General features: G+C 73.0%; 19 protein-coding genes and 2 pseudogenes. 9 read left to right on the top strand and 12 right to left on the bottom strand.

Annotation, left to right across the window (positions count from 1 at the left end):
• Position 1: 1 nt before the first annotated feature.
• Genes ACGFIE_RS20275 through ACGFIE_RS20265 form a run of 3 tightly spaced genes read left to right on the top strand, consistent with a single transcriptional unit; the run spans position 2 to position 2,834 of the window.
• On the top strand, positions 2–967 hold the full coding sequence (locus ACGFIE_RS20275) for a TIGR03885 family FMN-dependent LLM class oxidoreductase (protein ID WP_393296659.1): 966 nt from the start codon (positions 2–4) through the stop codon (positions 965–967).
• 38 nt (positions 968–1,005) lie between these two features.
• The gene (locus ACGFIE_RS20270) at positions 1,006–2,580 is read left to right on the top strand and encodes a Na+/H+ antiporter (protein ID WP_393296657.1); all 1,575 of its coding nucleotides are present in this window, start codon (positions 1,006–1,008) and stop codon (positions 2,578–2,580) included.
• Complete coding sequence (locus ACGFIE_RS20265; RefSeq protein WP_393296655.1) at positions 2,577–2,834, top strand: UBP-type zinc finger domain-containing protein; 258 nt, start codon at positions 2,577–2,579, stop codon at positions 2,832–2,834. Before ACGFIE_RS20270 ends, ACGFIE_RS20265 begins: the two co-directional genes overlap by 4 nt.
• Before the next feature lie 235 nt (positions 2,835–3,069).
• On the opposite strand, the gene ACGFIE_RS20260 is transcribed toward ACGFIE_RS20265, so the two are convergent.
• The 6 genes from ACGFIE_RS20260 to ACGFIE_RS20235 all read right to left on the bottom strand — a co-directional run bounded on the left by ACGFIE_RS20260 (position 3,070) and on the right by ACGFIE_RS20235 (position 9,981).
• Entirely contained in the window at positions 3,070–4,377 is a 1,308-nt protein-coding gene (locus tag ACGFIE_RS20260) for an MFS transporter (RefSeq protein ID WP_393296653.1), read from the bottom strand.
• Complete coding sequence (locus ACGFIE_RS20255) at positions 4,377–4,673, bottom strand: hypothetical protein (RefSeq protein ID WP_393296651.1); 297 nt, start codon at positions 4,671–4,673, stop codon at positions 4,377–4,379. Before ACGFIE_RS20255 ends, ACGFIE_RS20260 begins: the two co-directional genes overlap by 1 nt.
• A gap of 413 nt (positions 4,674–5,086) precedes the next feature.
• The gene (locus tag ACGFIE_RS20250; protein WP_393296649.1) at positions 5,087–6,337 is read right to left on the bottom strand and encodes a DUF222 domain-containing protein; all 1,251 of its coding nucleotides are present in this window, start codon (positions 6,335–6,337) and stop codon (positions 5,087–5,089) included.
• 131 nt (positions 6,338–6,468) lie between these two features.
• Entirely contained in the window at positions 6,469–6,627 is a 159-nt protein-coding gene (locus ACGFIE_RS20245; protein WP_393296647.1) for a hypothetical protein, read from the bottom strand.
• A gap of 405 nt (positions 6,628–7,032) precedes the next feature.
• Positions 7,033–7,296 (bottom strand): hypothetical protein, encoded by a 264-nt coding sequence (locus ACGFIE_RS20240; RefSeq protein ID WP_393296645.1) that lies wholly within the window; start codon positions 7,294–7,296, stop codon positions 7,033–7,035.
• Between the two features lie 75 nt (positions 7,297–7,371).
• Positions 7,372–9,981, bottom strand: coding sequence for a glycoside hydrolase family 9 protein (locus ACGFIE_RS20235; protein WP_393296643.1), 2,610 nt, complete (start codon positions 9,979–9,981; stop codon positions 7,372–7,374).
• Positions 9,982–10,257: 276 nt separating this feature from the next.
• On the opposite strand from ACGFIE_RS20235, the gene ACGFIE_RS20230 reads away from it, so the two are divergent.
• Complete coding sequence (locus ACGFIE_RS20230; protein WP_007458011.1) at positions 10,258–10,983, top strand: PP2C family serine/threonine-protein phosphatase; 726 nt, start codon at positions 10,258–10,260, stop codon at positions 10,981–10,983.
• Between the two features lie 7 nt (positions 10,984–10,990).
• Here ACGFIE_RS20230 and ACGFIE_RS20225 read toward each other — a convergent pair.
• The 4 genes and pseudogenes from ACGFIE_RS20225 to ACGFIE_RS20210 all read right to left on the bottom strand — a co-directional run.
• Positions 10,991–11,977 (bottom strand): annotated as a pseudogene (locus tag ACGFIE_RS20225) (ATP-dependent helicase C-terminal domain-containing protein); the annotation flags it as partial.
• 147 nt (positions 11,978–12,124) lie between these two features.
• A pseudogene (locus ACGFIE_RS20220) lies at positions 12,125–13,669 on the bottom strand (helicase-related protein); the annotation flags it as partial.
• Between the two features lie 28 nt (positions 13,670–13,697).
• The gene (locus ACGFIE_RS20215) at positions 13,698–13,898 is read right to left on the bottom strand and encodes a DUF397 domain-containing protein (RefSeq protein ID WP_393296641.1); all 201 of its coding nucleotides are present in this window, start codon (positions 13,896–13,898) and stop codon (positions 13,698–13,700) included.
• A gap of 41 nt (positions 13,899–13,939) precedes the next feature.
• Positions 13,940–14,764 (bottom strand): helix-turn-helix domain-containing protein, encoded by an 825-nt coding sequence (locus ACGFIE_RS20210; RefSeq protein WP_393296988.1) that lies wholly within the window; start codon positions 14,762–14,764, stop codon positions 13,940–13,942.
• 185 nt (positions 14,765–14,949) lie between these two features.
• Between ACGFIE_RS20210 and ACGFIE_RS20205 the strand changes: the two genes are divergently transcribed.
• Genes ACGFIE_RS20205 through ACGFIE_RS20195 form a run of 3 tightly spaced genes read left to right on the top strand, consistent with a single transcriptional unit; the run spans position 14,950 to position 17,734 of the window.
• Positions 14,950–15,576, top strand: a complete 627-nt coding sequence (locus ACGFIE_RS20205) for a GPP34 family phosphoprotein (protein ID WP_358150176.1) — start codon at positions 14,950–14,952, stop codon at positions 15,574–15,576.
• A 47-nt stretch (positions 15,577–15,623) separates the two neighbouring features.
• Positions 15,624–17,147: an APC family permease gene (locus tag ACGFIE_RS20200; RefSeq protein WP_393296639.1), complete on the top strand. Its 1,524-nt coding sequence runs from the start codon at positions 15,624–15,626 to the stop codon at positions 17,145–17,147.
• Positions 17,144–17,734, top strand: coding sequence for a GNAT family N-acetyltransferase (locus ACGFIE_RS20195; RefSeq protein ID WP_393296637.1), 591 nt, complete (start codon positions 17,144–17,146; stop codon positions 17,732–17,734). The genes ACGFIE_RS20200 and ACGFIE_RS20195 overlap by 4 nt, the downstream gene beginning before the upstream one ends.
• Before the next feature lie 118 nt (positions 17,735–17,852).
• On the opposite strand, the gene ACGFIE_RS20190 is transcribed toward ACGFIE_RS20195, so the two are convergent.
• Entirely contained in the window at positions 17,853–18,686 is an 834-nt protein-coding gene (locus ACGFIE_RS20190; RefSeq protein WP_007458025.1) for a SigB/SigF/SigG family RNA polymerase sigma factor, read from the bottom strand.
• Between the two features lie 380 nt (positions 18,687–19,066).
• Here ACGFIE_RS20190 and ACGFIE_RS20185 point away from each other — a divergent pair, with 380 nt between their 5' ends.
• Positions 19,067–19,822 carry a hypothetical protein gene (locus ACGFIE_RS20185; RefSeq protein ID WP_393296635.1) on the top strand — a complete coding sequence of 252 codons (756 nt, stop codon included), beginning with the start codon at positions 19,067–19,069 and terminating at the stop codon, positions 19,820–19,822.
• On the opposite strand, the gene ACGFIE_RS20180 is transcribed toward ACGFIE_RS20185, so the two are convergent.
• Entirely contained in the window at positions 19,771–21,360 is a 1,590-nt protein-coding gene (locus tag ACGFIE_RS20180) for a phospholipase D family protein (protein ID WP_393296633.1), read from the bottom strand. The two genes, ACGFIE_RS20185 and ACGFIE_RS20180, sit on opposite strands and share 52 nt — an antisense overlap.
• Before the next feature lie 132 nt (positions 21,361–21,492).
• Between ACGFIE_RS20180 and ACGFIE_RS20175 the strand changes: the two genes are divergently transcribed.
• Complete coding sequence (locus ACGFIE_RS20175; protein WP_255787601.1) at positions 21,493–21,621, top strand: hypothetical protein; 129 nt, start codon at positions 21,493–21,495, stop codon at positions 21,619–21,621.
• Positions 21,622–21,639: the final 18 nt, after the last annotated feature.

Genomic DNA, 21,639 nt, shown 5'->3' with positions numbered 1-21,639 from the left:
CATGACGTCGTTCGGATTCCACGCCTCCCACGAGCAGATCCCTCCCCGTGCGCTGCTGGAGGCGGTGATGCACGCCGAGCGGGCCGGCTTCGACGCCGCCATGTGCTCCGACCACTTCTCCCCGTGGAGCGCCCGGCAGGGTGAGTCCGGCTTCGCCTGGTCCTGGCTGGGCGCCGCGTTACAGGCCACCGGCATGTCGTTCGGCGTGGTCAACGCCCCCGGCCAGCGTTACCACCCGGCGATCATCGCGCAGGCGATCGGCACCCTCGGCGCGATGTACCCGGGCCGGTTCTGGGCGGCGCTGGGCACCGGCGAGGCCAGCAACGAGCACATCACCGGCGACGTGTGGCCGCGCAAGGACGTTCGGGCCGCCCGGCTGCGCGAGTGCGTGGACGTGATCCGGGCGCTGCTGGCCGGGGAGGAGGTCAGCCACGACGGCCTGGTCCGGGTGGACCGGGCCCGGCTGTGGACCCGCCCCGAGGAGCCGCCCGCGCTGGTCGGGGCCGCCGTCAGCGTCGCCACCGCCCGCTGGTGCGCCGAGTGGGCCGATGGGCTGATCACCGTGAACGCCCCGGTGGCGCACCTGCGCGAGATGATCGACGCGTACCGGGACGCCGGTGGGCGCGGGCCTCTGCACCTGCAGGTGCACGTCTCCTGGGCGCCGGAGCAGGCGCAGGCCGAGGCGCTCGCGTACGACCAGTGGCGCAGCAACGTCTTCGCCCCTCCGGTCTGCTGGGACCTGGAAACCGTCGAGCACTTCGACGTGGTCTCGGCCGACGTGCCGTCCGAGCGGATCTCCCAGGTGGTGAACATCTCGGCAGACCTGGGCCGGCACGTCGGCTGGCTGGAGGAGTACGCGGCGCTCGGCTTCGACCAGATCGCCCTGCACCACGTGGGGCAGGAGCAGCGCGGGTTCATCGACGCGTTCGGCGCCGAGGTGCTGCCGAAGCTGCGACCGACCGGCTGATCAGGACCCGGTCTGTCGCACCCCTAGGCTCGTACCCCATGGAAAGCCTGTTTCCGGTCGTCGTCTTCCTGGCGATCGCCACCCTCGGCGCCGCGCTCGCCCGCCGGCTCGGCCTGCTCGCGCCGATCGTGCTTGTCGTGCTCGGCCTGGCGCTCTCCTTCGTGCCCGGCGTCCCGCACGTCGAGCTCGACCCGGAGTTGGTCCTTGTCGGCATCCTGCCGCCGCTGCTCTACGTCGCCGCGCTGGAGACGTCGGTGCCGGCGTTCAAGAACAACATTCGTCCCATCCTGTTGCTCGCGGTCGGCCTGGTGCTGTTCACCGCGTTCGTGGTCGGGTTCGTGCTGCACCTGCTGCTGCCGCAGGTGCCGTTCGCGATCTGCCTGGCCCTCGGCGCGGTGGTCGCGCCACCGGACGCGGTGGCCGCCACGGCTGTCGCGCGTCGGGTCGGACTGCCCCGCCGGGTGGTCACCATCCTGGAGGGGGAGAGCCTGGTCAACGACGCCACCGCGCTGGTGCTGCTGCGGGTCGCCACCATGGCCACCGCCGGCTCGGCGGTCGGCGCCACGGACGTCAGCCTCCAGGTGCTGCGGGCCACCGGCGGCGGCATCCTGATCGGCGCGCTCGGCGCGGTGGTCTTCGGCTTCCTGCACCGACGGATCACCGACCCGCTGCTGGACAACGCCCTGTCGTTGATCATCCCGTTCGCTGTGGTGTTCGCCGCCGAGGCGGTGCACTCCTCCGGCGTGGTCGCGGTGGTGGTCACCGGGCTGGCGCTCGGCCACAAGCTGTCCCAACTGCTCTCGGCGGCCTCCCGGTTGCAGGTCGGCGCGTTCTGGCGACTGGTCCGGTTCCTGCTGGAAGGGCTGGTGTTCCTGCTGGTCGGGTTGCAACTGCGGGAGGTGGTGCGCGACCTCGACGAGCCGGCCGGCTCGCTCGTCGTCATCACCGTCGCGGTGCTCGCCACCGTCTTCCTGACCCGTTTCGTCTGGCTCTTCCCGGCCACCTACCTGGCTCGGCTGGTTCCCCGGATCCGCCGCCGCGACCCGGCCCCGTCGCCGAAGTTCCCGGTCATCATCGGGTGGGCCGGGATGCGGGGCGTGGTGACGCTCGCCGCCGCCCTGGCCCTGCCGCTGACCCTGGCCGACGACGAGCCGTACCCCCGGGCCCTGTTCATCTGGTTGGCCTTCGCGGTGATCGTTGTCACCCTGGTCGGCCAGGGCGCGACGCTGCCGTTGGTGGCCCGCCGCCTGAAGCTGCCCCAGGACGACCCGGTGCAGGACGCGCTGTCGGCCGCCGGGGTGCAGCAGCAGGCCAGCAGGGCGGCGCGGGACCGGCTGGAGGAGTTGGCCGAGGGCGCACCCGCGCCGGTGGTGGACCGGCTGCGCCGGGTGGTGGAGGACCGCACCAACATGGCGTGGGAACGGCTCGGCGGGAACGAGCGGGAAACCCCGTCGCAGGCGTACGGTCGGCTCCGACAACAGATGATCGACGCCGAGCGGGACGTGTTCCGGGCCGCCCGGGACTCCGGTCGCATTCCTGAGGAGGTGCTGGTGCGGGCCTATCGTGACCTGGACCTGGAAGAGTCGTTGCTGCGGCAGGAGGTCGAGCAGTGAGCTGTCAGCACCTGGCCGAGGCGGGCACCGCCGAGCCGCGCACCCCCGACGAGTGCGCCGACTGCGTGGCCATCGGCAACACCTACTGGGTGCACCTGCGCACCTGTCTGAGCTGCGGGCAGGTGGGCTGCTGCGACTCGTCGCCCCACCAACACGCGAGCAAGCACTTCGCGGCCACCAGCCACCCGGTGATCCGCTCGGCCCAGCCGGGCGAGGACTGGCGCTGGTGCTTCGTCGACGAGGAGATCGGCTGACGGTCCCGGATGGCGCTGGCCGGCCGGTCCTGCCCATCGCAGGAGCGGCCGGCCACCGTCCACCGGCTGGTCATCAGGACCGGCGCAGCCGGGCAGCTGAGCACTGCTCATGGCCAGTCCGGCCCGGTCTCGCCGGGTGGCGGAGGTTTGCGGGCGGTCAGGCCCGGATTGCGGGGCGGCTGGCCTTCGCTCACCGGCCGATTCGGTTGAGCGACGAGGGGCGGCTGGCTTCCGCTCACGGGCCGCTCAGGCTTGGCGTCGCGGGGCGGTCGGCCAGTGCCCACCGGGTGAGCGCGGGGCTGGCCAGGCCCACCACGGCGAAGATCCCGCCGACGGCCAGCCAGCCGGGCACCCCGCCGTCGAGGACGACAAGTGTCAACAGTGCCGGGCCGGCGGCGCGGGCCAGACCGGCGATCATGCCGTCCGCACCCTGGTAGGCGCCCACCGCGTCCGGCGGAGCGAGGTCGTAGGCGAGTCCCGCTCCGCCCGCGCCGTGCCACAGGTCGCCGACGGTGTAGACGCCGGTGGCGACCAGCAGCAGTGCGACAGCCGCCGTGGTGGGCAGGCTGGCGGTGGCCGCGTACAGCAGCATCGCGGCGGCCAGCACCACCCCGGCCCTGCGCATCGTCCGAGCCGCCGGGGCCGCGGTGTCCGCGCCCCGGCTCAGCCGCACCGCCAGCAGCACGGTGAGCATCGTGTTGGTCAGCAGTACCGCCGACACGACGGGTGGGGGCGCTCCGACCTGCGTCACCGCCCAGAGGGGCACCACAAGCGTCAGTACCGTCTGGTGGAGGGCGAGTACCGCCGACGCGCCGCTCACCGCGAGGAAACGACAGTCACGCAGAGGCCGCCCACGACGGGCAGCGGCCGTCGGGGCCGGCGCGGTCGTGAGCTGCGCGGTCGTGGCTTGCGCGGTCGGGGCCTGCGCGGCTGAGGGTGGCGCGGCCATGGGCTGCGTGGTTGGGGGGAACGCCGGCAGCCGTAGCAGCAGCGCCGCCGACACGAGATAGGTGACCGCGTTGCCGGCCACCAGGATCTGGTACGCCAGGTGCGAGTCGGCTGCCAGCGCGAACCCCGCCAGACCCGACCCGACCGCGATGCCCAGGTTGGCCACCGCCCGTAGCGTGGCGAAGGCGTGCACCCGCCCCTGCGGGCCGGCGACTGCGGCGACCAGCGCGGCGCGGACCGCGAGGTTGCCGGAGGCCAGCAGGAGTTCGAGCACCGCGACGGCCAGGAACACCGGGAACGAGCCGACGATCAGGTACATGGCCGCGACCACCGCCTGGAGCACCTGCAGAACGGCCCGCAGCGTACGTGGGTCGCGCCGGTCGGCGAGGCTGCCGAGCGGCACGCTGGCGCTCAGACCGACCAGCCCGGCGACGCTGAGCCCGGCGCCCACCTGCGCGGCGGAGAGCCCCACGTCCCGGGTGAGGTAGAGGGCCGCGCCGGTCAGCCACAGTCCCGAGCCGACGGTGTTCGCCAGCGTGGCGAGGGAGAGGGTGCGTAGCCGTCCGGACGCCGGCAGCGGCGACACGCCCCACATCAGCGCACGGCGATCGCGCCCGAGGAGACGTAGACGAATGGGCCTGTCTCGGCGGCCTGCCCGCTTTGGATTGCCCAGTCGTCGTCGGAGGCCCAGCCGTCATGGGAGGCCCAGCCGTTCGCGGTGGCCCGTTCGGCGGTGGCCCGGTCCTTTGCGATGGCCGGATTATCGCCGGAGGCATGGTCGTTCAGGGCGGCTCGGCCGGCTGTTGCTCGGGCGTCGGCGGTGGCCCGGTCGCCATTGGTGGCCCGGTCGCTCTGGGCAGGCCGTTCGAACGTGTCTCCGTTGACCGTCATGGTGCCGACATTAGGGAAGGCCGGGCGGCGTTGGCCGTCCCGAACGACGCGAGCCCGGTCACACACTGGCCCGCCGCGACGGCATGGCGGTCGGGGCATGCCATCGCAGTGGCCGGCGGCGGCGCCGCCGACCGCCGACCCGCCGAGGGACGCCGAGCGCCGACCCGCCGACCGACACCCCCGCCCCGCCGAGGGGACGCCGACCGCCGACCCGCCGAGGGACGCCGACGGACGCCGAGTGCGGGGGCATTTCTGGCGTTCCCGCCTTACCCTGGGCGACTGTCGCCGGTGTCGGCTGCGGTACGAGTGGGCGAAAGTCCACAAGGGTGCGGCGGGACGGCCAGCGACACCGTCGCGTGAGCAGCGGCGTTCGGCACGTCCGGCGATGTCGTACACCTGGGATGGGGTTGTGGTCACGTCCGCCGGTGGTAGAGGTTGCGGCGGGGGACCTGGGCGGAGTCGAGCCACGCCGGCGGAACGAAGTCGGGGTGGCCGTCGGGGCCGAGGCGGACGGCCCACTCGCCGCGGTGGACGTGCCGGTGGTGGTGGCCGCAGAGCAGCACCGAGTTGGCCAGGCTGGTGTCACCGCCGTCGGCCCAGTGCCGGATGTGGTGGGCGTCGCACCAGCGGGGCGGGCGGTCGCAGCCCGGAAACGCGCAGCCGCGATCCCGTAGGACCAGGGCGCGTCGGAGCGGCCCGCTGACCAGGCGGCGTAGCCGGCCCACGTCGAGTGTCTGACCGGCGCTGCCGAGGACGGCGGGCAGGATCGCCGCGTCGCAGGCGAGACGGCGGACCGTTTCCGGGGTGAGCCGGAGGCCGGTGTCCAGGGTTCCCACGTCGAGGTGCCGGGTCAGCGCGTCGAAGCTGGTGGTGACGACGAGTTGGGCGTGCTCCCCGCCGTGCTCCGGCAACTCGCCGGTGCGCAGGGTGAGACGGCAGAGGTCGGCGAGCGCGTCGTGGCGACGTTGCCCCGGGCTGCGCGTGTCGTCCGGGCCCGATGGTGCGGTCAACGGGTCGATCGCGGCGCGTAGCAGGCCTGCGGCTTCGGCGTCGAGGCTGCCGGTCAACCGCAGGCGGCCATCCGACAGCTCGGACAGGGTGACATGGCGATCCCGGGCGGATCGGCGGGCCTCGGCCTCCAGCGCCGCCCGGGCAGCGGCCTCGGCGACCTCCGGGGCGACGTGGTCGAGGATGCGTGTGCCCAGCTTGCGCAGCAGGGTCGGCTCGAACTGCCCGGCCCACTCGACCAGCACGCCGACCGCCTTGTCGGCGGGCTCGGCGCCGGCGGCGGCGTGCACGGTGCGAACCGTGTCGTCGATGACCCGAGCCTGCTCCACACTGATGTCCCCGTTGGCCAGAGCGGCCCGCACCCCCGGTGCTCCGGTGTCCAGCGCGCCGGCCAGGTCGACCAGGCGGCGGGCGGCGGGGACTGTGAGCCGTAGCCGGTCACGCAGCCAGACGGCTGTTGAGGACGCGCCCTGCGCCTGGGCCGTTCCCCGACCGTCCAGCTCACGCACCAGGGTCAACTGCACGGCCGCCAGACGCTGCTCAAGCCGGTGGGCGGCCTCGATGGCCGCGACGAGGTCGGGCTCGGTGAGAGCCCAGGCGGGCGCGTCGACGCACGAGGCGACCGCCGCCTCCGCCTGCGCCAGCCCCTCGAACATGGACCGACGATAGAACAGGTGTACGACAACGTCGGAGGCGTGCGCGGGGAGGCTTCCTCATTCGGCTGGCCGGAATGCGGTCACCTGGCACTGCTTCACTCAGGTGTGCGCCCACGTCAGAAGCCGCTCGATCAACTGGGGTACGCCTGGAGCACGTTCCGCGCCCACGTCAACATCTCGCACCCGTCGTCCTGGCACTGCATGCAGCGGCTCGGCGGCAGGTGATGCTGGTTGATCACCCTTTGCGCGGTCCAGATCACGAGCGCTGGCGTCACGGGTCCGTCGTCCATGGGCAAAGCTCCACCTCCGAAGACAGGTAGATCCGGTCATCGATCTCCGATCAGGGCCTGTTCCATAAGAACTGGCCGGCCTGCGGCGGGCGCGGACGACGACCGGCGGCGTTGCGGTTTCGTCCGCCTGCAACACCGGTATCCGGACGACCGCGCCTTGCCGGATCGCCGTCCGGACTCCGCCTCGGCTCGACCGCCCTTATGAAACAGGCCCGTGGCCGGACAGCTCAGTGGAAGAGCTGGTTCATGATCCGCAGGCGGTACGGCAGTGCGGAACCGGAAGTGCCTTCAGGTGTCCCGCGCTCGCACCAGGCGCGAAACGTCGATCCTGGCGCGCGCTGAGACGGCCCGAAGCCCGGTAGGGGTCCGGGCCGCCTTCCGTGTCGTCGGCGCTGGGATCGCGCGTCAGGGCATCCCGCCGGAGTCGCTGGCGACGCCACTGCTGGAGGCCTGGTTGTCGTCTCCGCCGTAGCCCTTGCCGCGCAAGCTGCCACGGCGCTGGCGGCGCTGGTCGTGCCCGCTCGCCCGGATCGCCTGGCGGGCTCGGCGCATCGTCTCCGCGGGCCCGTCGGCCCGGGCACGGCGACGGCGTCGCCGTGCGACGACCGAAAGGGCGGCCAGCAGGAGGACCGTCACCGTTCCGGCCAGGATCCACGCTCGTCCGTCCATGTTGGTGATGGTAGGTACGCGGGTCCAGCCGAGCTGGTGGCCGCCCGGGGGAGGGCGGCCACCAGCCGTGCGTGCTCAGGACAGCGAGCAGGCGTTTCCGTTGACGGTGACAAGACCCGGCTGCGGGTTGGCGCCGCCGCCGGTCGTCGCGTTGAAGCCGAACGTCACAGTGCCGCCGGGGGCGATCTTGGCGTTGTACGACTCGTTCTTCGCCGTCACCGTCGCGCCGGCCTGGGTGACCTTCGCCAGCCAGGCCTCCCGGACGCGCTGGTCGCCAGTGAACGCGAACCGCACGGACCAGCCGTTGACGGCGGTCGTGCCGGTGTTGCGCACGGTCAACTGCGCCGTGAAGCCGGTGCCACCCTGCCAGGCGCCGTAGTTGGCGTAGCTCACCGAGCAGGTGGTGGCCGGCACCGCGCCGGCCTCGCCCTGGTCGGCCAGGAACGAGGAGATCCAGGCCAACGCCGAGTTCCAGTTGATCGCGACCTCGTTTGTCGAGTACGAGTTGATGTCGTCGACGTAGCAGAACTGCGGCGCGCAGCCGGCGAGCAACTGCGCCACGAACGGATCCTGCAGGGCCGCGTTCGCGCCACCGGCGAGGGAGCCGGCGGGCGGGCGGGGCAGGTCCGGGTTGAGCTGGTGACCGAAGATCCGGCTGTGCTGGTTCTGCGCGTTGTGTTCGCCCCAGCCGGTGACGTAGGAGATGTTCAGGGCGTTGCGGCCGAGGATGTAGTCCATCGCCTGGACGGCGCCGTCGCGGTAGCGGGCGTCGCGGGTCAGGTCGAAGGCGGTGGCCAGGACGATGGCGTTGTTGATGATGCTGCTGTTGCCGCCCCAGAAGTAGCTGTTGGCGTCACCGGGCATCGGCAGCCCGTACGCCTGCCGGCGCAGCTCGGCGAGGTAGGCGTCCGCGGCGCCGGTGACCGAGGCGCGGACCCGGGTCAGTTCGGCGGCCGGCAGCCCGTTCGGCACGGTGGCCAGGTCGAGACGGCCGAGTGCCGCGACGCTCTGCCAGCCGAAGCCACGGGGGTCGAACACGTCGCCGGTGTGGTGCGGCGAGGCGCTCAGGTCGGTCAGGTAGGTCTGCTCCCCGGTGCTGAGGTACAGCTCGACCGCCGCCCAGTAGAACTCGTCGGTGACGGTGCCGTCGTCGTACGCGCCGCCGCCGGTGCCGTCGGTCGGGCTGGCGTACACCGCGGGGTGGGCCTTGGCGGCGGCATAGGCCGTCTTCGCGGCTGTGGCGCAGCGGCGGGCGAACGCCGCGTCGTAGGGGGCGAACAGCCGCGCGCACTGGGCGGCGGTGGCGGCCAGGTTGAGGGTGGCCGCGGTCGACGGCGGGTGCAGCTCACGCGGCTGCGGGTCGTCCTGCGGGGCGAGCGGCAGGCCGGTCCAGTTCTGGTCGTGGATCTTGTGGTGGACCATGCCGGCGAGGGGCTTGCCGGCCGGCACCTGCATGCGCAGGAGGAACTCCAGCTCCCAGCGGGCCTCGTCGAGGATGTCCGGGGTGCCGTTGCCGCGCTCGGGTACCCGCAGCGTGCTGTCGGCCAGCCCCGCGCCGCCGGCCGCGGTGGCCGCCGTCTTGGTCCGCTCGAAGGTGTTGAGCAGCTGGTAGGTGGCGATGCCGCCGTTGACCACGTACTTGCCGTGGTCGCCTGCGTCGTACCAGCCGCCGCGCACGTCGAGGGAGTAGTCGCAGACACCCGGCTGGCAGGGCACGTTGGTGTCGCCCTTGTTGGGCGCCACGTCCAGGTGGCCGGCGGGGCGGGCGTACTCGTCGCCGATCAGGTCACCGTCGATGGCGATGCCGCTGCGCTGGGCGTAGAAGAACTGCATCGAGTCGGCGCGCAGCCGGTCGTAGAGGGTGCCGGAGATGTCGAACGGGTGGCTGGTCTCGCCGTCGACGGTCAGGGTCAGTCCGCTGCCCGGCGTGCGGTAGCTGGAGAAGTCGACTGTCTGCACGTTCTGGGCGGAGGCGGCGTCCACGCCGCGCGTGGTGGTGGTGCCGCTGGCCAGGACGGCGCCGGCGGCCGAGCGCAGTTGCCAGGGCAGCGGCTCGGTGGCCTCGGTGACCACTGTGGCGTTCTTCGGGCCGCCGGGCAGGTAGCCGACCTGGTTGACGCGCACCCGTGGCCCGGTGTCCGGCTCGTACGGCGCGGGCGGCTCGCCGCCGCGCAGCGAGACGTCGTCCAGGCAGATGGTCTGCGTCGCGGCGCTGCCGCCGACCTGGAAGATCAGTTGGGCGTTCGGGTTGTCGTCCGGGACGGTGAAGGTCTGCTCGACCCGCTGGGCGGTGCCGGTGGCGGTGGCGTCCACGGCCGCGTACGTGGTGTACGGGGCGCTGCCGAGCTGCAGCACGGCCTTGACCGCCGCGCCGGGGGTGGCGGAGACGTCGAAGCCGAGGGTGTATTCGGCGCCGGCGATCAGTGGCACCCCGTCCTGGCCGATGCCGGCATCCCAGGGGTTGGCCAGCCCGCCGGGGACCGTGGTGCAGAGGCGGCCGTCGGTGACCGCGAGCGCGCCGGTGCCGAAGGAGAACCAGGGGCTCACGCCGGCGCTGAAGTCGCCGTTGTCGATCTGCTCGGGGGCGTCCGGTGGAGGGTCGGCGTGGGCCGCGCCGGCGCCCGCGCCGATGAGGGCCAGGGTGGTCGCCGCGGCCAGGAGTAGGCGGCGTCGGGATGGCGTCACGGGGAGTCCTTCCGGGACGGGAAGAGGAACGGTGATGTGGCGATGCCGTGGTGCTGCGATACCTGGGAGCGCTCCCAGGTATCGGCTCGATGTTTCCAGTGGGGGATCGCCCTGTCAATTGATCCGACTGGATGGGTTCTGGCGCGCGACGAGGGCGGTCGGTCCGGCGGGCGCACCCCGTCGCGCCGGCAGGGCGACGTGAGATTCGCCGCGCCACGCGCCGTCGTCCTGATCTCCTAGAGACAACTGCGCCCTTCGCCTGGCAGGCTGCCTCCCATGACCCTGAAGCTGCGTTCGGTGGGAACGAGCGACCGTGGGCTGATCCGCAGCGGAAACCAGGACGCCCTGCACGCAGGCACCTGGCTCGTCGCCGTCGCCGACGGCATGGGCGGAATGGCCGCCGGTGACCTGGCCAGCTCGCTCACCATCGACGCGGTCGCCCCGCTGGACGTGGAGACACCCGAGGACGCCCTGGTGGCGGCCCTCCAGGACGGCATCGCGCTGGCCACCGCCCGCATCCGGCAGGCGGTCGCCGACGACCCCGAGCGCCAGGGCATGGGCACCACGCTCACCGCCCTGCTCTTCGCGCGTACCGGCAGCTGCCTGGCGCTCGCCCACGTCGGCGACTCGCGGGCCTACCTGTTCCGCGAGGGTGTGCTCAAGCAGGTCACCCGCGACGACACCTTCGTCCAGATGCTCGTCGACCAGGGCGTGATCACCGCCGACCAGGCCAGCAGCCACCCGCGCCGGGCCGTCGTCACCCAGGCGCTGCAGGGCGAGGACGTCTCCCCGTCGTACGCGACGATGGTGCCCCGGGCCGGCGACCGGTGGCTGCTGTGCAGCGACGGCCTCTCCAACGTCGTCCGCCCGGACACCCTGGCCGAGGTGCTGACCACCTACCCGGACCGGTCCGCCTGTGCCGGCAAGCTGATCGACCTGGCGCTGCACGCCGGCGGTCCGGACAACGTCACGGTGGTCGTGGCCGACGTCGTCGAGGAGTAGCCGACCCTCACCGTCGGCGCGGCGCTGCCCGCCGGGTGGGCGTCGCCGTGCCCGGGTCCTCCGGCCACGGATGCCGGGGATAGCGACCGCGCAGCTCCGCGCGGACCTGCGGATAGCCGGTACGCCAGAACGACGCCAGATCCGCGGTGACCGCCACCGGCCGGCCCGCGGGGGAGAGCAGGTGCAGCAGTACCGGCACCCGGCCGCCGCCGATGCGCGGGGCCGCCGGCCAGCCGAACGTCTCCTGGAGCTTGACCGCCAGCACCGGCGCCGCCGGGTCGGCGTAGTCCACCCGGATCCGCGAACCGCTTGGCACCTCGAGGCGTTCCGGCGCCAGCTCGTCGAGGCGCGCGGCCTGGGCCCACGGCAGCAGCCGGCGCAGCGCCGAGGTCACGTCCATCCGGCTCAGGTCGGCGCGTCGCCGGGCGGCGGCCAACTCCGGCCCCAACCAGGTCGGCGCGGCCGCGAGCAGCGCCTCGTCGCCGACGTCGGGCCACTCGGCGTCGAGGTGGTGGCGGCAGAACGCCATCCGCTCGCGCAGCCCCCGTGCCGCAGGCGTCCACGGCAGCAGCCCCAGCCCCTCCTGGCGCAGGCCGGTCAGCAGAGCCGCCGCCACCTCCGCCCGGTCCGGGCGGTCCAACCGCCGCGCCACCAGCTCGATCGCGCCCAGCCGGGTCACCTCCCGGGCCACCACGTCCCCGTCGGACCAGCCCACCTCGCGGCGCGTGGACAGCAGCGGACCCGCCGCCTCCCGGGCGGTCGCCTCGTCCAGCGGCGTGGCGCGGCGGATCCGCGCCGACGGCGCGCCGGGGCGGCGGTCCGCGACGGCCACCGCGAGCCAGTCGGAGCCGGCCAGCCCCGACCCGGCCGCCAGCTCGGCGGCGGTCCCACCCGTCATGAGGTACGCGGACCCGCCCGGCCGCCGCACCCGGGCCAGCCGTTCCGGGTACGCGAGACCGACAAGCAGCCCGGCGGCGAGATCGTCGGTGAGCCCACCCGAGCCGGCTCGCCCACCGGACCCACTGCCGGCGGAGTCAGCGTCGGCCTTCCTGACGGCGGGGTCGGCGGTGGCCTTCCTGACGGCGGGGTCGGCGGTGGCCTTCCTGACGGCGGGGTCGGCGGCCGCTCCGGGCGTGGAGCCGGCCCGTCCGCCGGCCGTGCGGCCGGTCGGGTCGGCGGGCAGCGCGGCGCGCAGCCGGCGTACCTCGGTGCGCCAGCGGGCCGTGGCGCCCGCGTCGGTCCCGGCGCGCAGCCGACGCCAGCCGGCCACCAGGTCGTCGCCCGGGCCGGCCGCGCTCTCCTCGGCGAGCAGGGCCACCACCTCGGCGGCGCGGTCCGCGCCGACCCGACCGGCGCCGTCGAGCAGCGCCCGGGCCAGCCGCGGGTGCGCCCCGGCGGAGGCGATCAGCCGACCCCGCCCGGTGATCCGGCCCGTCCCGTCGACCGCGCCCAGTGTTTCGAGGGTGTCCCGGGCCACCGCCATCGCCGCGGCCGGCGGTGGATCGGGCAGCGCCAACCCGACGCCGTCCGGGCGTCCCCAGGCGGCCAGCTCCAGCGCGAACCCGGTCAGGTCGGCGGTGGCGATCTCCGGCTCTGCTCGGGCGGGCAGCCGCTCGTGGGTCGCCTCGGACCAGCAGCGGTAGACGTACCCGGGGGCCTCCCGGCCGGCCCGGCCGGCCCGTTGGGTGGCGGCGGCCCGGGAGACCGGCACGGTGATCAGCGCGCCCAGTCCCCGGGCCAGGTCGATGCGGGGCACCCGGGACAGTCCGGCGTCCACCACCACCCGCACGCCGGGCACGGTGAGGCTCGTCTCGGCCAGCGCGGTGGACAGCACCACGCGACGCCGGCCGTCCGCGACGCCGGGCCGCAGGGCCGCGTCCTGCTCGGCGCCGCGCTGGCGGCCGTGCAACGGGAGCAGGTCGACGGTGTCCCGCAGGTCGCCGAGCCGTCCGGCGACCGCGGCGATCTCACCGGCCCCGGGCAGGAAGACGAGGACGTCGCCGTCGTGCTCGCGCAGCGCCCGCCGGACGGTCGCGGCCACGTGGTCGAGCAGGGCGCGGTCCACCGGCCCGGCCCCCGGCGGCGGGACCGGCCGGGCCGGCGGCGCCCAGATCCGCCGTACCGGGTGCAGCGCCGACTCGGCCCGGACCACCGGGGCGGCGGCGGTCCCGCCGAGCAGCGCGGCGAACCTGTCGGTGTCCGGCGTGGCGGACATCGCGAGCAGCCACAGGTCCGGTCGGAGGGTGGCCCGGGCCTCCACCGCGAACGCCAGCGCGAGGTCGGCGTCGAGCTGCCGTTCGTGGCACTCGTCGAGCAGCACCGCGCCGGTGCCGGGCAGCTCCGGGTCGTGGTGCAGTCGGCGGACCAGCAGGCCGGTGGTGACCACCTCGATCCGGGTGGCAGGGCCGACCCGCCGCTCGCCGCGCACGGCGTAGCCGACCCGCTCGCCGACGCGCTCGCCGAGCAGCTCGGCCATCCGCCGGGCCGCGGCGCGCGCGGCCACCCGGCGGGGTTGGGCGATCACCACCCGGCCGTCGACCCGGTCGGCCACCGCCAACGGCGCGAGAGTGGTCTTGCCGGTGCCCGGCGGGGCGACCAGGACCGCGGCGCCGGCCGCGTCGAGCGCGGTCAGCAGCGCCGGCAACGCCGGACGGACCGGCAGGTCCAGGGTTACGTCGGAGAGCACGGCCCAGTCTCGCACCGGCCCGGGGAACTCAGCCGCGCCGGACCTCGGCGAGACCGTGCAGGAACGAACGCCAGGCGGCCGGGCCGAACGCGAGCGCCGGTCCGGAGCGATCCTTGCTGTCCCGGATGGCGATCCGACCGTCGACTGTCGCGACCTCCACGCAGTTGCCGTTGCCACTGCTGCGCGTGCTGGTGCGCCAGTCGGCCCGGGTCAGGTCGAGCGCCGTCATCCGTGGTACCTCTCGTCTGCGTCGGCGTGCCGCAGACGCGGTCACGCAAAGTTACGAGAAGCCTCCTTGAGGTGGGTCAGCGACGCCCCCGGATCGAGTGCCATCCGGCACAGCTCCTCGTGCAGAAGGCTATACCCGAGCACATGATCGGCATCCTCCAGAGCCAGGCCCATCGTGAGGTTATCCAGGTAAACCACGGACGCGTCGGCGGCGTCGGCGAAATTGAGGATCACGTACGGGGTGGTCATCGCCGGGTGCTCGCCGGCCGCGAACGGCAGTACCTGAATTGTCACGTTGGGTAACTGGGCGATGTGGCTCATGTGGACCAGTTGCTCGGTCATCACGGCGGGGCCGCCGACCGGGCGCAACAGCACTGCCTCGTTGAGCACCACCGACAACTGCACGGGCTCGTCGCGGCGCAGCACCTCCTGGCGGCGCAGCCGGGCCGCGACCTTGCGCTCCAGGCCGTCCTCGCCCGCGGTGCGGCGGAAGATCGCCCGGGCGTACGCCTCGGTCTGCAGCAGTCCGGGCACCGACTCGGCCTCGTACGTGCGCAGCGCCGCCGCCTCGGCCTCCAGTCCGACGTAGAACTCGAACCACTCCGGCAGCACGTCGCTGTAGTTCTGCCACCAGCCGCGCTGCTGTGCGCCCCGGGCGATCTCGATCAGCGCCTCGGCGTCCGCGCCGGTGACCTGGTAGAGGGCGAGCGCCGCCCGGACGTCCCGGGGTTTGATGCCGATCTGCGCGGTCTCGATCCGGGACAGGTTGCTCTTGGACATGTCGAGCTGGCGGGCGGCCACGTCGAGGGTCATGCCCGCCCGTTCCCGGAGCTGGCGGAGCTCGCGAGCGATGCGTCGACGGCGCACGGTGGGGCTGGCGGCGGGCCGGATGGTGGAAGCGGCGGTCACCGTCCGAGTCTGTCACGGCAAGATCCGCAGGTCGCGCCAGCACGGAGTGCAACTATCAAATCTGGGAGTTGCGTTGCAGTAGCTGTCGGTGCATCCTTTTCCGGGTCGCGAACACAGTGGACACACCCGAGCGGGAGGACCGTTTGCTCATCGCCGACGAGTTCTTCCTCATCGCCCACAACGACACCCGCGGCAAGGCCAAGCTCCACCCGGCCGCGACAGGTCTCGGCCTGGCCGCCGGGCTCCTCGGTGAGCTGACCCTCTACGGGCACATCACCGTCTCGGGTGGACAGGTCACCGTCATCGACAGACGCCCACCCGCCGACGCGCTGGCGCACACGGTGCTCGACCAGTTGATCGGCGAGTCCCAGCACCGGGCGGTCAACGTGTGGCTCAGCTTTCTGGCGCAGAGCGCGACGACCTCGGTGGGCGAGCGGCTCGCCCGGGCCGGTGTGCTGCGCCGCCAGGAGAGCCGGCGGCTGCTCCGTACCTCGGTCAGCTATCTCCCGATCGACCTCAACGCGGTGGCCTGGCCGGCCACCCGGCTGCGGGCACTGCTGGACCGCCCCGACCCGCCGAGCGTGCCGGACGCGCTGCTGCTCGGCCTGGTCGTGGCCGCCGGGCTCACCCGCGAGGTGCTGTGGAGCGCCGGCCCCCGCGCCCACCACCGGCTCAACGTTCTCATCCCCGCGCTGCCGGCGCCCCTGAAGGAGCTTGTCGGGCACACCGAGGCCGCCGTCGGCGCAGCCGTGCTGCGCGGCATCCCCTGATCCCCCCGGTAACCCCAACCCCTCCCCTCGACAACCGGAGTAGTCGTATGCCATCGACATCGACAGTCGAACGACCCAGCAACGTCTCCGAAGCCCTCGCGAGGGGTCGCCTCGGCGTCCCCTCGGTCATCTTCTTCGTCCTGTCCGCCGCCGCGCCGCTGACAGTGGTGGCCGGCGTCGTCACCACCGGCTACGGCGTCATCGGCGTGACGGGCATCCCGCTGGCCTTCCTGGTGGTCGCCGCGGTGCTCGCCCTGTTCTCGGTCGGCTACGTGGCGATGTCCCGCCGGGTCGAGAACGCCGGCGCGTTCTACGCCTACATTTCGCGTGGCCTCGGCCGGCCGGCCGGCGTCGGCGCCGCCTGGGTGGCGCTGATCGCGTACAACGCGCTCCAGGTCGGGCTGTACGGCACCATCGGCGTCGCCGCCGAGCCGGTGCTCGACCGGATCTTCGGCGGACACCCGCACTGGTCGATCGTCGCCCTGGTGGCGTGGGCGCTTGTCGGGCTGCTCGGCCTGCTGCGGGTCGACATCAACGGCCTGGTGCTCGCCGCGCTGCTGGTCGCCGAGATCGTGGTGATCCTCGTCTTCGACCTCGGTCAGCTCGGTAACCCGGCCGACGGTCAGGTGAGTTTCTCCGCCCTGTCCCCGGACAACCTCTTCGTGCCGGGCGTCGGCGCGGTGCTGGTGCTGGCCATCCTCGGGTTCGTCGGGTTCGAGTCCGCGGTGGTGTTCAGCGAGGAGAGCAAGGACCCGAAGCGGACGGTGCCGCTGGCGACGTACCTCTCGGTGGCGATCATCGCCGGGCTGTACGCGCTCTCGTCGTGGACCATGACCGTCGCCGTCGGGCCGGACAAGATCGTCGCCGAGGCCGGAGAGCAGAGCGTCGGGCTGATCTTCAACCTGGCCGCCGCCCAGCTCGGCGACACCGCGGTGACCATCGGGCAGGTGCTCTTCCTGACCTCGGTGCTCGCCGCGATGATCTCGTTCCACAACACCACGGCCCGCTACACCTTCGCGCTGGGCCGGGAGCGGGTGCTGCCGGCGGTGTTCGGGCAGACCTCGCCGCGGACCGGCTCGCCCCGGGCCGCGTCGCTGGCACAGAGCGTCCTCGGCCTGCTGGTCATCCTGCTCTACACAGTCAACGGCTGGGACCCGGTGGTCCAACTGTTCTTCTGGGGCGGCACCACCGGCGGTTTCGGCGTGCTGCTGCTGATCGCCACCACCTCGGTGGCGGTGATCGTCTACTTCGTCCGGCACGGCGGCGAGACCCTCTGGAAGCGGGCCATCGCGCCCGGCCTGGCCAGCATCGCGCTCGTCGTCATCATCTGGTTGGCCGTGTCGAACTTCGCCAACCTGCTCGGCGTCGCACCCGACTCCCACCTGCGCTGGGCGCTGCCCGCCGTCTACCCGGTGGCGGCCGCGCTCGGCGTCGCCTGGGCGCTGCTGCTGCGCACCAACCGTCCGGACACGTACGCCCGGATCGGTCTCGGCGCGGCGAGCGCCGCGGCGGCCGTGCGGTCGGCGGAGCGGCAGGCGCCGACGCCGGCCGATGCGGAGGTGTCCCGATGAGCGTGACCATCGAGCGGCTCGGGCTCCAGGACACGACGTTTGTCGCGAACCGGATCGCGGAGGCCTTCACGGCCCTGGAGGTGACCTACTGGCTGGTGCCCGACCCGAGCAAGCGTGAGGCCGTGCTGGCCGGGGATTTCGAGATCCTTGTCGACCATGCGATGCGGCACGGGTTCGTGCACGCCACGGGGGACCGGGCCGGTGTCGCGGTCTGGCTCCCGTCGGTCGGTGAGCCGGCCCCGCCGCCGCCCGACTACGACGCCCGGCTAGCGGCCGCGTGCGGCGAGTGGACCGACCGGTTCCAGCATCTCGACGAGTTGTTCGCGGCCAACCATCCGCATCCGGACCATCACCACATGGCCTTCCTGGCCGTGCAGCCGGGGCGGCAGGGGCAGGGGTTGGGCTCCGCGCTGATGCGGCACCACCACGCCTGGTTGGACGCCAACCGGATGCCCGCCTACCTGGAGGCGAGCAGTCCGCGCAGCCGGGACCTGTACGCACGGCACGGTTACCGGGCCGGTGAGCCGTTCCGGGTGCCCGACGGCACGCCGTTCTGGCCGATGTGGCGGGAGCCCGCCGGCCGCTGACGGAACCGGCCGGGCCGCTGCCCACGAGGGGAGCGACCCGGCCGGTGCGCCGATCGAACGTCCTGACACACGATGTAGGGCCGGGGCCACGCTGACCCGGCCCTACAACGTGTGGGGCCTAGTAGGTGCCGTCGAGCTGGCCGCGCAGCTTGGTCAGCGCCCGGGCCAGCAGCCGGGAGACGTGCATCTGCGAGACGCCGATCTGGTCGGCGATCTGCGACTGGGTCAGGTTGCCGTAGAACCGCAGGGTGAGGATCTTCTGCTCCCGCTCGTCGAGCGTGGCCAGCGCGGGGCCGAGGGCGACCCGCAGCTCGGCGAGCTCGAACTCGTTGTCCTCGCCGCCGAGCATGTCGCCCAGCTCGGTGGCCCGGTCGCCGTCGCCGGTCGGGGTGGACAGCGATACCGCGTTGTACGCGCGGGCGCCCTCCAGGCCCTCCAGGACCTCTTCCTCGGTGAGCTTGAGGTGGGCGGCGATGTCGGCGACCGTCGGCGAGCGGCCGAGGGTCTGCAGCAGCGAGCTGTTGGCGTCCGAGATGGCCAGCCGCAGCTCCTGGAGGCGACGCGGCACCCGGATGTCCCAGGTGCGGTCGCGGAAGTGCCGCTTGAGCTCGCCGATGATGGTGGGAATTGCGTAGCCGGCGAAGTCGACGCCGCGGGACGGGTCGAACTTGTCGATGGCCTTGATGAGGCCGACGGCGGCGGTCTGCGCCAGGTCGTCGGTCGGCTCGCCCCGCCCGCTGTAGCGGTGGGCGAGGTGGTTGGCCAGCGGCAGCCAGGCCTCGATCGCCCGGTCGCGCAGCGCGGCGCGCGACGGGTGGTTGGCGGGCAGTGCGGCCATGGCGTTGAGCAGGTCGGCGGCGCTGTCGGTGAGCGCGCGCGGGTCCAGCTTGGTGGTGCTCGTCTGCTCGGCAGCCGTGGTGCTCGCCTGCTCGGTGATCGTTGGCGCGGTCATGGGTGGTCCTCCCTGCACCTCGTCCGCGGACAAAAAGACGTGACGCTTTGGTTTAGCTTTCAATGGGCCGTTCGGGACTCACCTTAACCTGGTCGGCTCCCAGAAATCTAGCCGAAAGGTTGATGTACTTAAGGCGTGTTGAGCCACAAAACACCCCAAAAGAGGCGGCACGTCGGCAGGTTGTGAGGTCTCTTACCCGTTTACCGGGCGATCCTGCGGCAGCTGGTCATCTCGTCCGGCTCGACCGGTCGGTGTGCCGCACCCGGCCGACCGGTCAACATGAAATCCGACAATCGGGCAGCAGTGTCGACTATCCGTCGTTGTCCCGTCGATGGGACCGGCCGTAGCGTCGTGGGGCAGACACCCGGTTCGGAGGCACCATGCTCGATCCAACCGCTCCCCAGCTCGTCGTGAACAGTCGCACGCTCTACTTCAGCTGGTTGCCAGCGGATCCGGACGCGGTCGCCGCCCTGGTCCCCACCGGGCTGCGTCCCCGCGCCGACCGGCAGGTGTTCCTCAATCAGTACGTCGTCGAGGACGAGACGCAGACCTCGGGCTTCGGCGCCTACTCGCTGACGTACCTCGGCATCTCACTCGCCGGCGTGGACGCGCCCGGCGGGCTCAACCCGGGCGGTTGGTGGACCCACTACGTGGCCTCCAGCCGGCTGGTCCGCGAGTACGCCACGGCGCGAGGCGCCCCGGCGCTCGCAGGCCGGACCAGCATCGAGGTGAGCGGTGAGGCCCTGCTCTCCGAGACCGAGGCGGAGGGGGCGCCGCTGATCCGCGCCCGGTGTCGTGTGGGGGAGACCGGCCACGTGATCAGCAGCGGGCACCACCGCTACTTCACTCGCCGCGAAGACCAACTGCTCAGCTCGGTCTACCCGTTCGTGGCCGAGCCGGTCGCGCCGTTCGAGATCGAGTCGGTGGAGTTCCTGCAACCCCGGCACCCCATGTACGCGCTGCGCCCCGCCAACCCGCTGACCATCGGCTTCGGCTACTTCTCCCCGCGCTCCTCGTTCGCCTACCCGGGCGGGCTCACCGTGCACCCCGGTGGGGTGGGCCTGCCCGAGCCGGCCCGGCCGGCTCACCAGGTGCCGGCCAACCTCGCGCGCAGCGGCCTCCCGTCCGGGTCGTAGACCAGCCGGTACACCGGCAGCGCCCAGGCGCGGGTGTACCAGGGCAGCCGCTCGGGGCGGTGCGGGCGCAGCCGGCCGGGCGGGCGGTCACCGACCTGGCCGCCGTCGTACCACAGTTGCAGCGCGTCGGCCGCGGCCGTGACGGCCGCGACGGCGTCCGCCGGGTCGAGCAGGTCGGCGTCGTCCGCGCCGTCCGGGTCCCGGTCCAGGTGCTCGCGCCAGAGCCGCAGCCGCAGGTCCCGGGCGAAGGTCCGCGCCCCGTCGCCCCGGCCCGCCGGGTCGGTGGGCGTCCGTTCGTCGCGCGTGTCGTCGAGCACCGCGCAGGACAGCTCGCTGTCGTGCGTCCAGGAGCGGCGGTTGAAGTTGTCGCTGCCGACGCTGGCCCAGACGTCGTCGACCACGCAGACCTTCGCGTGCACGTACACCGGGGTACCGGCGTGGTTCTCCACGTCGAACACGTGCACCCGGTCCGGAGCGGCGCGCTCGCACAGCGACAGCGCCTGCTCCCGGCCGACCATGTTGGGTGGCAGGGCGAGCCGGCCGTCCACGTCCGGGTGTCGGGGCACCACGGCGACCAGGTGCAGCTCGGGATTCTCCCGCAGCGCCTGGGCGAACAGGTTTGCCACCTCGGTCGACCAGAGGTACTGGTCCTCCAGGTAGATGAGCCGACGCGCGCGGTGGACCGCCTTGGTGTAGCCCCGGGCCACGGTGCGCTCGCCGTCGGGCGCGAAGGAGTAGCGCGGCCGCACGGCGGGGTAGGTGCGCAGCACCTGGATCTGGTGCGGGCCGCACTCGGGCGGGTCGGCGGGCTGCTCGGGCAGCGGATCCGGCCGCAGGTCGGCGCCGCGCAGCCGGTCCCGCGCGTACGCCATCGGGTTCTCCGAGTCCAGCGGCATCGGGTCGGTCCAGCGCTCCCGGAACAGGGTGTCCAGCGCGCCGACGACCGGGCCGCGCAGCGCGAGCTGCACGTCGTGCCAGGGCGGGTTCGAGCCGTACCGGGGGGACATCTGCACCGGCTGCGGGTCGCCGCCGTGCGCGGCGTCGTCGCGGCGGCTGTGGCACAGGTCGATCCCGCCGGCGAAGGCGATGTCCCGTTCCGGGTGGCCCGGATGCCGCAGCACCACAAGCTTCTGGTGGTGCGAGCCACCGCGACGGACCCGCTGGTCGAGCAGCACCTCGCCGCCGGCCGCGGAGACCGTCTCGCTGAGGTTACGGTTCTCGGCCTCGCTGTAGGCGAGGGTGTCGAGGTGTGAGCGCCAGATCAGGCCCTTGACCACCACGCCGCGCTGGGCCGCCTGCGCGAACAGCTGGGCCACGGTGGGCCCGTCCGGACGCAGTCGCTGGTCCGGGTCGCCCCGCCAGTCGGTGAAGAACAGGTGGTCACCGGCGGTCAGCGCCTCCACCTCGTCGACCAGCCGATCGAAGTACGCCGCGCCGTGAATCAACGGCTCGGCGAGGTTTCCCGTGGTCCAGACGGGTAACCCAGAGACCGGGTTGGCCCGTTCCTGTGCGGTGAGGAACCAGTCCTGTAGCGGCAACGTCCAGCCCCCCGGAGGTCGACAACGTCCTCACGGTAGGACCCCGGACGTGGGTCCGCATGCCAGGCCGGCAGACCGGTGACCTGGATGACGCCAGCACGACGACGCGACAACAGCCGAGGAGGCCACACCATGCCCCGCGAGACAACGAACCCCGTGACCGAGTACCGCGAGCCGGCGGTGGAGAGCGAACGGGGTGCGCTGGTAGCGGTGTTGCTCATGGTGATTCTGGGCGTCGCCGGGATTTTCGCGGTCTCCTGAGGCGGCACCGACTTGTTC

Origin of the sequence: Micromonospora sp. NPDC049275, from assembly GCF_043197115.1 — a bacterium.
Taxonomy (GTDB): Bacteria; Actinomycetota; Actinomycetes; order Mycobacteriales; family Micromonosporaceae; genus Micromonospora.
The sequence above is the reverse complement of the archived record's forward strand: the minus strand, read 5'-3'. Positions and strand labels throughout refer to the sequence as shown.